This window comes from Enterococcus sp. DIV0574, assembly GCF_051711125.1.
GTDB classification, from domain to species: domain Bacteria; phylum Bacillota; class Bacilli; order Lactobacillales; family Enterococcaceae; genus Enterococcus_D; species Enterococcus_D gallinarum.
Genome location: NZ_JBIOMA010000001.1, coordinates 941799 through 955426, shown reverse-complemented (window position 1 = coordinate 955426; position 13628 = coordinate 941799). Strand labels below are relative to the sequence as shown.

Genomic DNA, 13628 nt, shown 5'->3' with positions numbered 1-13628 from the left:
AAATTCCTCCTAATTATCTCTTTTCAAAATTTGATTGATTTCTTGACTAAGTAAATCAGCTTTTCCTCCAAAAACTGCTTGAATCCCACCTTTTACCTCAAAAACTGCAGTAGCACCTAATTGTTTTATAGCTTGTTTGTCAACATTTTGTCCATTCTTCACAGCAACACGCAAGCGAGTTGCACAGGCTTCAACAGATTCAATATTCTCTTCACAGCCAAGTGCTTTTATAATCATTAAAGATTCTTCATGCAAAGAAGTATTTTTATTCAAGGTAATTTCAGAGACTACCTCTTTTTCTTCTATCATACCAGGGATCGCTACTTTGAATTTTTTTAAAAAGAAAGTAAAAACGATAAAGTAAATAATAGCCCAAGCAAGTCCAAAAGGAATCAATTTAAGCCAGTTAGTTTTGTCATTTCCTTGAAGTACACCAAATAATAGAAAATCAATTAGTCCACCTGAAAAAGAATTTCCTACTCGAATATTCAGGATATCCGCAAAATAAAAAGATAGGCCGTCTAAAAATGCATGGATGACATAAAGCCATGGAGCCACAAACAGAAACATATATTCTACAGGCTCAGTGATTCCTGTTAAAAACGAAGTTAATGCACCGCTGAAATAAAGACCGCCATTTTTCTTACGGTTTTTTTTAGGAATTGCACGATACATCGCATAACAAGCAGCAGGAAGGCCAAACATCATCGTGGCAAATCTTCCAGCAAAAAAACGAGTCCCATAAGTAAATAAGCCTGTGTGATTCGGATCAGCTAATTGAGCAAAGAAAATATTTTGTGCCCCAGAAACTGTAATTCCCGCTACACTCTCAGTTCCCCCTAACGAAGTGTACCAGAAAAGTGGATAAATTGTATGATGAAGACCAACAGCACCAGTTAAACGAAGTAAAAATCCATAAAGAAATGTTCCTAGACTCCCCATTTGAGCAATATGCTCTCCAGCAACAACTAATCCATTCTGAATCGGTGGCCAAATTAGATAAAAGAAGGAACCAATAATAATTGCAGCCAAACTAGAAATAATTGGAATAAAACGTGAACCACCAAAGAATCCTAAAAATTGCGGTAATTCTATTTTTCTATAGCGATTGTGTAAAAATGCGACAATTCCGCCAATGGCAATTGAACCTACAACTCCAGTATCAAGAGTTGCATCTTTGACAGAAAATAATTCAAGAAAACCACTAATTGTTGCTGTATAAACTAAGTAAGAAACACCACCAGCTAAACCAGCAGTTCCTTTGTCACCATTTGCAAGCCCCACTGCGATACCAATCGCAAATATCAATGCTAAATTAGCAAAAACGGCGTTACCAGCATAACTCATGATACTCAAAATCGTATGAAGCCACGGTTGAGCTAATATGGGATAAGCATTTATGGCGCTTTCATTTGTCAGTGCACCGCCAAGACCTAAAAGTAAACCAGCAACAGGTAAAATAGCGATCGGCAACATAAATGCCCGACCTAGTTGTGAAAATTTTTTAAACATTTTTCTCTTCCTCCTTCAATGCATTGACGAAACGTTCTGCAATTTCTTGTGGACGAGTGATCGCGCCACCAACTACGATTCCAGAAACACCTAATTCCCTAATTTTTTTTGCCTGCTCTGGGGTATGGATTTTTCCTTCTGCAATAACACAAATTTCTGCTTGAACGAGCTGTTTCATCAAGTCAATCGCTGGCCCTTCTTGCTTTCTACTTTCATTAGTATATCCGCATAACGTGGTTCCGACAAAATCAACGCCAGCTTCATAGGCATTTTTACCTTCTTCAAAGGTAGAGATGTCTGCCATTAATAATTGTTCAGGATACTTTTCTTTGATCTGAGTAATGAAAGTGTTGATAGACAAATTATCATGGCGTTTGCGCAGCGTACAATCTAGCGCAATAACTTCTACACCAGTAGCAACTAATTCATCGACCTCACGCATCGTTGCGGTAATAAATGGTTCTTCAGGAGGATAATCTCGCTTAATTATCCCAATCATAGGTAGAGAAACTTTTTCTTTAATCTCTAAAATATCTCGAACAGAATTTGCTCGGATACCAACTGCACCAGCTCTTTCAGCAGCTAGAGCAAAATAGGACATAAGACCTCCTTCTTCTTTATAAAATGGTTCACCAGGTAATGCCTGACAAGAAACAATCAGTCCACCTGAAATTGCATCTAAAAATATTTGTTTCTTCATTCTCCTAAACACTCCACTTTAAATTAATTTTCGGATAATAACTCCAAATAAAATATAGCACGCGCTTTCATTGATGTAAAGTATAAAAATGGATAAATTTGGAGATTTTTTTATCTTTTTGGAGTATAATGGAGTAAAATTTTTTACTGTAAAGGAGTTCATATGAATTACATCTATTTAATTAAAGAGCATTATCCTTTATTGACTAAATCTGAAAAAAAAGTAGCTGATTTAATCTTAGATTCTGGGAAAGCAATTATTTATAGTACAATGAGCGATATCAAAGAAAAAACCACAGTTGGGGATGCAACGATTATTCGTTTTTGCCAAAAATTAGGATTTTCTGGTTTCTCTGATTTGAAGATCGAAATTGCAAAAGAAGATTTCAGTAAAAAAAAAGAATATCCGTCAAGCGAGAAATATTACGATATAATTGCTACTCATCTAACTGAGGCGCTCTATTCTACAGCACATTTACTAGATGAAAAAAAACTAGATAAGGCAATCCAACTCATCAGTCAAGCAAAAAATCTTTATATATTTGGGGTGGGTTCTAGTGGAAATACAAGCCTTGATTTAGAAAGTATGTTCTTACGAGTAGGAGTTCAAGCAAAAGCTGTTCTGGATCCTCATTTTCAAGCTCAAGTAGCTTCTTTGATGGAAGAAGACGATGTGATTATTGCTTTTTCATTATCCGGAAAAACAAAAGATACCTTTGATTCTGTAGAAATTGCAAAAAAAAATGGTGCAAAGATCTTAGCAATTACCAATTACCTTCATTCTCCAATAGGACAGACAGCAGATGTTGTTTTACAAACAGCAATCGAAGAATTTTTAAATGGTGGTTCTTTGGCAGGGAAAATCTCTCAATTGTACCTTTGTGATTTACTTGTACAAGGTTATGAACAGAAAAACAATATTAATGCAGTGGAACTGCGTGAAAGAGTATTACGCTCTATCTTAGATAAAAGCTTAGATTAAATAGAGTATTAATTGAAGCAATTTATATTTAGGTGAAATATCAATTAATTAGTGGGACTCACAATTTGCACAAATAACTTTCATCTTACCTTTAGATGAAGTGTTAGAAAGAAAAGTATCAACCATCAATACTTTGAAAAAATTCTTTTTATAGGAATATGATGAACAGCTTTCAATATACAATAATCATTATCAAAGATAACTGACAACTTTTAGCAATAAAATACAAAACACTTTTTTAGTCAGTATCTAAATATAACAAATCTATTTCATAAAGCAAAAAAGCGGCTAGACAAAAGAGATGTCTAACCACTTACATTTATCATCTATATAATTCAATGAACAGAGAAAAAAAGGACATCAGTTTTTATCAATAAAAAGTCTTGTTCTTATCAATATTTTCAGATGTTTTAGCAGATCCTCTTCAAATTCTATAGATTGTTTATCTTGTTGATATAAAGATAGATAAAGCAATAATTTTTTTCGATAAAATACATTAAAATATGAATAGATATAAATAGTAATTAAATTATCTATAAACAATAATGTATAGCGATCTTTTACCTTAGGGGATTCTATAAATTTAAAATAGAAAGAAAATTTTTTTCTTTCAAATTCTTCTATAATATCTATTTTTTTTATTTGGCCAGAATTGGTCGAAATAAGCATAAAAAAATTCAAAAACAATTGTTTCTTTTCAGAATTTAATCGTACTCTTTCAACTATATTTATAATATATTCATCGAGTGTAGAACTTTCCTTAACAATTTTTTCAAGTTCAAGGTTTATTATATTTAAATCATACTCCACTGCAGCTTCATACAGATCATGTTTTGTTTTAAAAAAACTATATACAGTAGTAGTACTAGTTTTAGCTTCATTAGCAATATCTAAAAGTCTTGTTTTCTCATAACCAAATTTAGAAAAATGCTTTATAGCAATAATTATAATTTCTTCTCGCATGCTATTCTTATTACTTATTGTCATAGACTCTTACCCCCTTGCAAGTACAGTTAGCGTCTCGATAACATTTTCTTTTAATATTAATGAACTTTTTATTGAGTCTTCTAGAAAAACTTTGGCTTTTATTTCTTGATATTGCGTATTTTGAAGTAATTCTCCGGATAACATCATCGTATCAATAATGAACGTGTAGACAACTGGATCAATTTTATCACTTATTTCTTTTTCATCTTTTAATTCATTTACGGTATGCCAATATACTTTGAAAAAACTAGTGTTATTGTAAAATTGTTTAACCCACTCGCTTGTCATTTGTTCGTCACCAGGAATTTTATTATAAAAAACAATCAATTCAGGATGTTTTCTTCCTAATTCTAAGATTGTTTCGAACATTACTTCTAAACGATTTTCTAATTTTAAAGGAGCATTGTTTATATTATTAATATATTCATCTAAAATAACAAAAACGTGTTCTATTGCTACTCTTAGCATTCCTTCTTTATTGTTAAAGTACTGATATAATGATCCTGCACTTAAATCTGCCTTATCAGCAATCTTACGAACTGAAGCAGATTCATAACCAACTCTTCCAAATTCTTCTAAGATATAGTTTAAAATGAGTTCTTTTTTTTCTGATTTTAATCGATTAAATAATTCATTTGCTGTTTTATACATAGCTATCTCCTCAAAAAAGATATTATAACTAAGTATACCATATTAACCTTATAAAAACGACCGCTCATTTTTTAAAGCTTCTCCTAATTGAATCATTTTCCAACCATTTACTTTTCTACTACTAATAATTTCGTCTGAACTATTTACAGAAGTGTGACCCGACTTAATTTCAGAAGTCTTAATATTTTCATTATTCTTTACAAGACTCCTGACTTTCAAGGGGATATAAAATAACTCTAGATGTAGAAAGAAAAAGAAGCAACAATACTCAATCGCTTCTTTTTTTCAAAAATAAACTTTTGTACAATTAATACAACTGCTTCCTCTAAATCATGTTTTTAATTAAGAAAACTTTCATGATAAATACTCTTTCTTCAACATTAAAAGACACCACTCAGGGGAACTGGCACTATAATTTGGATACAATAAAAAAGAAAACTTCAAATTTAGTAAAATAAATTTAGAGGAGTTTTTCTAACGTCAAAGCATAATTACTATCCTGATACACTAAAAATTCAAATTGTTGAGCGTTTATTGAAAGGAGAGTCATCTCTTCTCTTCGAGAAGAATTCAATATCTCAGGAAGAGGAACTATATATAATTGGAAAAAATGGTATTTAAATGGACAATTTCATTAATTAGAGCTTCTTCAGGACACTCCTCAGTACTAGAACCTTCACTGCCTACTTTCATTAATAAAAAAGAAAATAATTATATGTAGCTTGAATTTCCACTCCCTAAACTATAAAAAAAATTATTACGAATTGAATCACTAATTAGACTTTACATAAGATTTCCAAATTTAATGCTATAACACGTCAATAAATTATAATGATAGGCACTAACAATGAATTTTTAGAACTATTACTTCATCCTATTAATTAAAATCCCTCACTAAATCTATAATTAGTCTTTTAAATAAAAACTTAAAGATCATGATCATAGCTGAATATATTAAAAAGCATTTAGTATCCAAAATTATTAGCCTTCTTTACCAAACTATCAAACAAATTAAATCCATGATAAACTCCACGTAAAAAAGACAGCAATTTACTATTTTATAAATTTATTATAAAAGAAAAGACTGTAGACAGCATCCATAAAATTGACTTTATTTACAGACTGAAATATCCACCCATAAAAACGGGTGGATATTTACTATACTTCTAGCAATTGATTAATAATCTCGCCACTTTTTTTTAGCTCATCTTCTAATTGGGATAATCCTTTGAATCCTAGCCGTGTGGTAGGTCCGGAACAACCGAGTGCCGCAACTAATTCACCGTTTTGATAGAGTCCAGTTGCCATACAAGTAAGACCATATTCGTATTCTTCATGATCAAAGGCAACCTGCTTTTCCTTGATTTTTTTCTGTTCTTCACAAAAATTCGAATAATCAATAATAGTATTGATGGTACGCTTCACTAACCTTTTTTGGTAGTATTTTTCCAATTCAGTAGGTGACATTTCACTTAAAAAGATTTTTCCCATGGAAGAACAGTATAAATCAGTGACTGGTGCTAAAGACGATTGCAACATGTAACTTTCGCCGCTTTCCGAATGAATAATATATATTTCATCTCGATATAAAATCGATAGATTAATGGTTTCGCCAGTTTTTTGCGAAAAATTTTGCATATAAGGTTTGGCAATTTTGATTAATTGTTGTTCATTCAAAGGTTTGGGGTGATATTTTAAAATTTTATAGCTTAATGTATAGATATCATCTTCAATTTGTATGACAATGCCGCGGTACTCCAAAGTTTTCAAAATACGAAAGACCGTTGTTTTAGCTAGACCAGATAATCTAGTTACTTCAGAAATTCCTAAAGCGCCCTGTTCACTCAATAAATCTAATAGAGTAAAGGCATTATCAACGGATTTAATCAAATCGTTTTCCTTATTCATCGGATCCCTCTCTTTCTATTTTTTTTATAGCAATTATAGCAGATTTTTTTGTAATAAAACTAACTATACTATATTGACAGACTAAATTAAAATCTGTACAATTTTTTCCGGAACGATGTTCCGAATTTAGCATAAGGAGAAATGATATGAAAAAAAGAAAAGATCAGCATTATTTACTGGGACTTATAAAATTTGTTGTGTTTACGATACTTGGGACGATTTTAGTACTTGTGCCCTTTAGTTTTGATGGGTCAGTGGACACAATTCTTTTCCACTATTTAAAGATATTTGTAAAAACGTTCCAAGCACCGTTAACTGGGATTATGGTAGTCTTGATTGTTTTAAGTGCGATTTTAGCTGTATTCGATCAAGTGAAAAAAGACACAATCATTCGTCGTCATCGTCTACTAAATAAGCTTTTTTCTACTAGTTTATTTTACACAATAAACCGTGTGATTGGAGCGATTATTTCCCTTCTAGTTTATTTTAAAATTGGCCCGAACTTTATCGCTTCGCCTGATACTGGTGGTACGATGTTATCTTTAGCGACCCAATTATCGGTGTTAGTACCAATGATGTTATTATTTCAAACTTTTATTTTAGAGTTCGGAGCGATGGAATTTTTAGGTGAAATCGTGGGTGGAATTGTTAAACCGATTTTTAAAGTTTCTGAAATTTGTGCTGTGAATATCATCAGTGCTTGGGTCGGTCCGGGAAATGTGGCAATCATGGCAACAGAGGAATTCTTTGCAAAAGGATACTTTACTGTACGTGAAATGGCAGTTATTGGTTCCCAGTTTGCGACAGGAAGTATTGGATGGATTGTATTAGTCAGTTCGGTTTTAAATGTCATTGATTACTTTGGCTTAATTTTAGCTGGACTTGCAATAGTGAGCGTAATTGTTGCAGCAATTAGTGTACGTATTCCCCCCCTATCAACTTTTCCAGATACTTATATGAATGGTTCGATTGCATCCAAAATCACAATAGAAAAATCTGGTAATTGGTTTACACGTGCACTCAATAATGCTGTTGATCGTGCAAATGAATCTAATCTTTCAAATTTTGTTGCTAAAATCGATAATATGACTTTCTATGTGTTTTGGTTAACACCAATCATTGTATGTTGGGGCACCTTAGCCTTAGTGATTTCATTATATACACCGCTACTTAAAATCATCTCCATGCCAGTTGAATGGATTTTAATGGCATTTGGAATTGCAAGCCCAGATATAACTGCTAGTGCGATTATGTCTGGTTTGGCAGATAATTATTTACCAGTTATTTTAGGTCAATCTGTTGAATCTACCGTAAGTCGAGTGATTATTGCGATGATGAGTATTATTCAAATTATATATTTATCTGAAACAGCAACTTTACTGATTTCAACGAATAAGCACATGAAATTCTGGCATGTGATTGTCATCTTTTTAGAGCGTACTTTTTTATCACTATTTTTTGTCATTTTAATTGCGAAATTTTTTGTTAGATAGGAGAATTCTTATGAAAGTAGTCAGATTATTTGAAGATAATATGTTTGAACATGAGTTAAAAGCCATTAAAGAATTGAATTTAGATCTAGAAATGGCAGTGCGTCCGAGTCAAACTCCAACAGATATTATTGAAAATGCCCATGATGCAGATATTATTATTACCGTGTATGAACCATTAACGGAGGAAGTTTTATCACAGTTACCCAACTTAAAATTAGTAGTCTATCGTTCGATTGGCTTTAATTCTGTGGACTTAGATTATGCAAATGAACATAGATTGCCGGTTTCTCATATTACTCAATATTGTATTGATGAGGTGGCTAACTATGTGATAGCAGCTATTCTTTCTCATAATCGTCGCATTATTGATTTCAATCAATCGGTAAAAGTTGATCACGAATGGAATTATGAGTTATTTCCAGATATGCGTCGTTTATCTTCCTTAACTGTTGGTCTAATTGGATTTGGAAATATCCCACGTTTAATTGCAAAACGTTTACAGGTTTTTGGTTGTAAATTGATTGCTTATGATCCTTTTGTAGTTTCAGAAATCTTTGAACAATCAAATGTGAAACAAGCTAGTCTAGAAGAAATTTTTGAGCAAAGTGATTATATTTCATCGCACTTGCCTTTAAATAATAGTACAAAAGGAATATTAAATGTAAACTTATTTAATTTGTGCCAAAAGCACCCAGTTTTTATTAATTCTTCACGTGGTGGTGTTGTAAATGAAGAGGATTTAGTGGCGGCTTTGCAATCAGGAAAACTCTCATATGCGATTTTAGATGTGGTGCATAACGAAAATCCAGATTTGAATAAGTTACCATTTATGCAAATGGATAATGTTGTATTAACCCCACATATTGCTTTTTATTCACAAGAAGCCTTTATTCAGGGAGTTCAAGATAACTTTAAAAATATTCAAGCTTTTTTAAACGGCGATTTATCTAAAGGCGAAATTGTAAATCTTAAACAAATTCAGTAAACATCCCCCATTTTCACGGGGGATGTTCACTATCCTCTAATCTCTAATAAATATCGATTATCGAAATATTTACTTCTGTTTAGTCATTTTCTTTAATATCCATAGAAACATTACCATCAGATAAATCTATTTTTAAATCTCCTGCTTGTAAAACTCACTTTCTCTATCTACAATTTACCTTTAATGTGGTAGCTATTATTTTTTCATCTATTACGCATTCTTCTTTGAAACTTTTCAAAATATTTCTAATATAAAATCTATAAAAAATATCTTTTTATTTATAGTTTAAGAACACACTAATTTGATTTTCACAGGTTCTTATAAAGAACTTTAAAGTAAAATCATCTTTCCTAATTTTATAGCGTCTTCAATAACTGATGGTGGAACATTTCTTGGCTGTACATATTTTTTAACAAAATTTATGAACTATCAATTTGAAGTCATTTAAGCTGTCATTATAATTTAATCCGCAATAGTAATCATCAAGACCATCTTTTTCTACACTTTCTATACAATCTTTTACTTCTTTATCATTTTCAAACCTGCAATTGATTAAGAAAAAAAGATAATCAGAAATTTTAGCATCCATTTCAATCAAACTTCTTAATATCGTCTTAAAATTTTTTGAATTTATTAGTTGAATTAATTCTTTTTGTTGCTCACTTAATTGTTTTACGATATCAATCAAAAAATAGTCATGCGTATTTAGTTTTGCTGAATTACCCTGTTTTTTTCTCTCTACTTCAATAAATGCAGCAATATCTGAGATTTCGAAAAAATACTCTTTACTTATAACACACACTATTCTCACCCTCTTATAATTATTAAACTCATACTCTTTTTCAAAAAAGATAAATTTACTGGATTTGTTCATATATATTGTGAAATGAGTCAGATAATCATACCCGGATATTTGCTTACTTTTAAATACTCCCCCTTTTTATACAGCATTCTTCAAAGAATAAATAAATTTTTTAATTACTTTCGTAATGATTTCTTCTGAGTCAAAGTTAGTTAGATTTCTTTAGATTGTCTTGGCTATCTTATTAACAAAGATCCTACTCTATAACCACTGTTGATCCTTTTTATTGCATAATTATCTGCTTATCTCTGATTTAGTAAAACACATTCACTCTATTCGTTTACAAAACAAACGTTCATTTTATAAAAATAAGAGAAATAATATCATTATATTTCATAATATATATGTTAAAATAATTTTAAAAAAATTCAATATGACTGTTCATTTATAGTTTGCGAATATGACTAAAGAAAGAAAAAAGACTTTACCATTAGAATAAATCAGTTATAAAAAAGAGACGGTAAATATCGATTTCTTTAATTATCTAATTACTCTTCATAATGATATGTTTTTCCTGCTTACTTTGTAGCCAGATAATTGAAAATAAAACTTATATTTTACAAATGACACATTTATTTTAATAAAGAGACATATCTTAAACACAACTTAGGTTATCCAAAAAATTAAAAAAGGAAAAGGGTACTGTTATTCCAAGTAATACCATTATTCAACTTCTGGTGTTATATATTTGTTATATATTTGTTTTATATTTTTGTATTTTCGAAAATAGGTTTTACATGTGAACATTAATTAGTTATATATTAACTATATTCTTCTATTCTTCAGCTTTTTGTGCTTCTTTATTTATTAGATTATCTATGATTATATTTTATTTCAGATAATCTTATTATTTTTTATCTTCTTCCATTTCACTAAATTCCTCTACTACACCATATCTATTGACAATCAACCAAATAAAATACAGTATTTCACGATATAGTATGATAAATAACAAAATAGAAGCAATAAAGCTTCTTGTGTTAAAACAATTATAAAAGAACTAAATAATTAACCCTTCTATCTATAAAAAAGTCAATAGCGTCACTAGGATTTCCTAATAACGCTATTGATTTTCTTTTCCTCTGAAATTAAATCAGAAAGATTTTTCAATAATGATAACTGTTTTGATTAACAGCTTTTATAATGGTTTATACGATAATAAAATTTTTAAATAATATAAATTAAGAACTAAAATATTGTAAAGATTTACTAGAAAGAGACAAAAGAACTAAATAAGAAATACAAAATGAGTAACCAACAGCTATAAAGATTTCTACATCTTTCACAAAATGCTTATTCAGATGTTGATCTCCCACTTAAAGAAACTAAAACCAGTTAAGTCCTATACCTAACTGGTTTTATTATATTTCAGTTCTTTCTTCTATATCTACATTAAAATATCTAAGAGCCTTAAATTTAGTCTTTCAATTTTATATGTTGTATATTACAGAAAGGAAGTTACTATTTTACACGAGGTTCTGTTGCTTCTTTTACGTTTTGTACACCATCATTAACTTTTTCACTTGCTACTCCTAAAGCTTCTTTTGATTTCTCAATTTGTTTTGAAGCAAATTCTCCAGTAGCAGAAGCTGCATCAGTAAGATGATCTTGTAGGGTAACTGAATCTTTTTCGTATTGTTCTTTTGTTTTTACATCTACGACGTTTACGTTAATTTCAATTACATCTAAGCCAGTCATTTTCCTAACTTCATTTGAGATTACTTGCTTAATTTTATCATAAATTGTAGTTACATCTTTACCATATTCAGCCACTATTGAAAGATCTACTGCAACTTGTTTTTTACCTACTTCAACATCGACTCCAGAAGTTGTGTTATCTGTATTTACTAATTTTCCGGCTATATTTGAAAAGAATCCTCCATCAACTGTCAAAAGCCCATCAATTTCATCTAATGCAATACCGATTATTTTTTGAATTACTTTATCTTCAAAAACCAATTCTCCTTTAATAGCTTCAGAAGCTTTTGATATATCATTCTTTTTAATTTCTGTTTTTGTATTGTTTGTTTTATTATCCATTAGTTTTCCTCCTAAAAATAAAAATTTATTTTTTACCGTAAAAACGGTTATTAACTAGTTTTATTTGTCAAAAAATCCAATAGTTTCTAAATAGATACCTAAATAAAAACCACATACAGTAAGTATTGTTATTATCACTATTTTAAAAAGTCCTAACGTGAGAATTAATAATCCTAATAGTAGTCCTACACATGCAAAAATGAGCGGATATTTATATTTCTCTATGAATTCTTTCATTGTTTTCTCCTATAAAACTTTTGATTTGGTTTCTTTATTTCTTTCATGATAATCATTGAATTTTATTTCAGTTAGTATTGTTTGTTCTGCACCAAATAAGGCATTCAAATTAGTGTTTACTTTCCTTATAAAGGAGGTTTGTCGCTCCCCTGTTTGAAAAGCTTTACGTATTTTTCCCCGTACATAGATTTTTATTTTTTTCTTCTTAATTACAACTTTTACCGTTGGATCAACAATAAAAGGCTCTTCTTTTGCTGCGATTAATACAAAATTCTCAATTGCTTTTTTTTGAATTGCTATTTTTCCAGTATCGGTCTTTTTTTCTATATAATTATTTATCCTAGGATAAAATAATACAATAATTAAAATAATAAATAAGAATGTTAGCAAAACGGCACTAAGCCAAAACAAAAATTGAGCCATGTTATTACCAATATATGGGTAACTTGTAAATGGTAGTAAATAAAATGGTAAACTAACCACACTTTGCATTGTAATTAACGTATGTGCTAAAGGAAAAAAAAACAGCAGTAAAACAATAGTTAATAGTAGTTTCAAGCTTTTTCGCATATTCCACCTCTTAGATTACGTTGTGAATATAATTCTTTATTTTATTATTCTATGGAACTTTACAATTAAACAAAACCTATAAATTAAACTTGACACAGATTTTGGCAGTTTGATTTCTAGAATATTCTCCTTTCATTTCATTTATCTCACTAACTTTAGTTAAACTAATACGATAAGTTTAACCAATTACTATATCTGAAACTATCAAAGTGAGTAACTTGTATAAAAAAAATAGACTGTTCACTTTATAAATTAAAATAGTTTACGATATAATATTATCAAGTAAAAATCCTCAAGTCAAATAAAAATGAATGTTCAATTTATTTTTTTATACAAGTTTTTTAATTCTAGAAATAAGTTCCCTGCTTATAAGAAGATGTACTAAATAATGATTCTTATCTCACGAACATATTATTTCTTACCTCCAAACCTTTTAGAAACCATAAAAACTATTAACTAACAATATTTGAAAATTCACACTAGCATTATTTAATCCACTAGACAAAAAATTACTATCATCGATATAAAAAATTTTTTTCGATTGTATATAATATTTTTTTTGAGAGATGAGATTTTTCTATTGAAAATTTCTTATCTTCCAATGTTTTTTTGTTAAAGAAGACTTAATTTTTCGTTTTTTATTTCCTGTTTCTTTAATTACAAGTCTTTGTCCCTAGAAAAAATAAAAAATCAACCAATAAG

Annotated in this window: 12 protein-coding genes; 3 read left to right on the top strand and 9 right to left on the bottom strand. The window is 30.0% G+C overall.

Annotation, left to right across the window (positions count from 1 at the left end; translation table 11 throughout):
- Nucleotides 1-9: 9 nt before the first annotated feature.
- Nucleotides 10-1512 (bottom strand): PTS transporter subunit EIIC, encoded by a 1503-nt coding sequence (locus IGJ45_RS04660; RefSeq protein WP_060814987.1) that lies wholly within the window; start codon nt 1510-1512, stop codon nt 10-12.
- Entirely contained in the window at nt 1505-2212 is a 708-nt protein-coding gene (locus IGJ45_RS04655) for an N-acetylmannosamine-6-phosphate 2-epimerase (RefSeq protein ID WP_060814988.1), read from the bottom strand. Before IGJ45_RS04655 ends, IGJ45_RS04660 begins: the two co-directional genes overlap by 8 nt.
- A 162-nt stretch (nt 2213-2374) precedes the next feature.
- On the opposite strand from IGJ45_RS04655, the gene IGJ45_RS04650 reads away from it, so the two are divergent.
- On the top strand, nt 2375-3193 hold the full coding sequence (locus IGJ45_RS04650; protein ID WP_060814989.1) for a MurR/RpiR family transcriptional regulator: 819 nt from the start codon (nt 2375-2377) through the stop codon (nt 3191-3193).
- A gap of 360 nt (nt 3194-3553) precedes the next feature.
- Here the strand turns inward: IGJ45_RS04650 and IGJ45_RS04645 are convergent, their stop codons facing one another.
- The 3 genes from IGJ45_RS04645 to IGJ45_RS04635 form a co-directional block, all read right to left on the bottom strand.
- Nucleotides 3554-4180 (bottom strand): TetR/AcrR family transcriptional regulator, encoded by a 627-nt coding sequence (locus tag IGJ45_RS04645; RefSeq protein ID WP_060814990.1) that lies wholly within the window; start codon nt 4178-4180, stop codon nt 3554-3556.
- Between the two features lie 6 nt (nt 4181-4186).
- Nucleotides 4187-4831 carry a TetR/AcrR family transcriptional regulator gene (locus IGJ45_RS04640; protein ID WP_060814991.1) on the bottom strand — a complete coding sequence of 215 codons (645 nt, stop codon included), beginning with the start codon at nt 4829-4831 and terminating at the stop codon, nt 4187-4189.
- 1158 nt (nt 4832-5989) lie between these two features.
- Nucleotides 5990-6739 carry an IclR family transcriptional regulator gene (locus tag IGJ45_RS04635; RefSeq protein WP_060814992.1) on the bottom strand — a complete coding sequence of 250 codons (750 nt, stop codon included), beginning with the start codon at nt 6737-6739 and terminating at the stop codon, nt 5990-5992.
- 146 nt (nt 6740-6885) lie between these two features.
- Here IGJ45_RS04635 and IGJ45_RS04630 point away from each other — a divergent pair, with 146 nt between their 5' ends.
- Nucleotides 6886-8232, top strand: a complete 1347-nt coding sequence (locus IGJ45_RS04630) for a YjiH family protein (RefSeq protein ID WP_060814993.1) — start codon at nt 6886-6888, stop codon at nt 8230-8232.
- Nucleotides 8233-8242: 10 nt separating this feature from the next.
- Nucleotides 8243-9217, top strand: coding sequence for a C-terminal binding protein (locus IGJ45_RS04625; RefSeq protein ID WP_060814994.1), 975 nt, complete (start codon nt 8243-8245; stop codon nt 9215-9217).
- A gap of 409 nt (nt 9218-9626) precedes the next feature.
- Here the strand turns inward: IGJ45_RS04625 and IGJ45_RS04620 are convergent, their stop codons facing one another.
- From IGJ45_RS04620 to amaP, 4 genes are all read right to left on the bottom strand, one after another.
- A complete protein-coding gene (locus IGJ45_RS04620) occupies nt 9627-10019 on the bottom strand; it encodes a hypothetical protein (RefSeq protein WP_239468274.1) in 393 nt (130 codons plus the stop codon).
- A 1521-nt stretch (nt 10020-11540) separates the two neighbouring features.
- On the bottom strand, nt 11541-12119 hold the full coding sequence (locus tag IGJ45_RS04615) for an Asp23/Gls24 family envelope stress response protein (RefSeq protein ID WP_060814996.1): 579 nt from the start codon (nt 12117-12119) through the stop codon (nt 11541-11543).
- Between the two features lie 60 nt (nt 12120-12179).
- Complete coding sequence (locus tag IGJ45_RS04610) at nt 12180-12356, bottom strand: DUF2273 domain-containing protein (RefSeq protein WP_071870196.1); 177 nt, start codon at nt 12354-12356, stop codon at nt 12180-12182.
- Between the two features lie 9 nt (nt 12357-12365).
- Nucleotides 12366-12926, bottom strand: coding sequence for an alkaline shock response membrane anchor protein AmaP (gene amaP / locus IGJ45_RS04605; RefSeq protein WP_060814997.1), 561 nt, complete (start codon nt 12924-12926; stop codon nt 12366-12368).
- Nucleotides 12927-13628 lie beyond the last annotated feature (702 nt).

Coding starts and splice junctions, on each gene's coding strand:
- IGJ45_RS04660 (WP_060814987.1), bottom strand. CDS start 1,512: ATGTTTAAAAAATTTTCACAACTAGGTCGGGCATTTATGTTGCCGATC.
- IGJ45_RS04655 (WP_060814988.1), bottom strand. CDS start 2,212: ATGAAGAAACAAATATTTTTAGATGCAATTTCAGGTGGACTGATTGTT.
- IGJ45_RS04650 (WP_060814989.1), top strand. CDS start 2,375: ATGAATTACATCTATTTAATTAAAGAGCATTATCCTTTATTGACTAAA.
- IGJ45_RS04645 (WP_060814990.1), bottom strand. CDS start 4,180: ATGACAATAAGTAATAAGAATAGCATGCGAGAAGAAATTATAATTATT.
- IGJ45_RS04640 (WP_060814991.1), bottom strand. CDS start 4,831: ATGTATAAAACAGCAAATGAATTATTTAATCGATTAAAATCAGAAAAA.
- IGJ45_RS04635 (WP_060814992.1), bottom strand. CDS start 6,739: ATGAATAAGGAAAACGATTTGATTAAATCCGTTGATAATGCCTTTACT.
- IGJ45_RS04630 (WP_060814993.1), top strand. CDS start 6,886: ATGAAAAAAAGAAAAGATCAGCATTATTTACTGGGACTTATAAAATTT.
- IGJ45_RS04625 (WP_060814994.1), top strand. CDS start 8,243: ATGAAAGTAGTCAGATTATTTGAAGATAATATGTTTGAACATGAGTTA.
- IGJ45_RS04615 (WP_060814996.1), bottom strand. CDS start 12,119: ATGGATAATAAAACAAACAATACAAAAACAGAAATTAAAAAGAATGAT.
- IGJ45_RS04610 (WP_071870196.1), bottom strand. CDS start 12,356: ATGAAAGAATTCATAGAGAAATATAAATATCCGCTCATTTTTGCATGT.
- amaP (WP_060814997.1), bottom strand. CDS start 12,926: ATGCGAAAAAGCTTGAAACTACTATTAACTATTGTTTTACTGCTGTTT.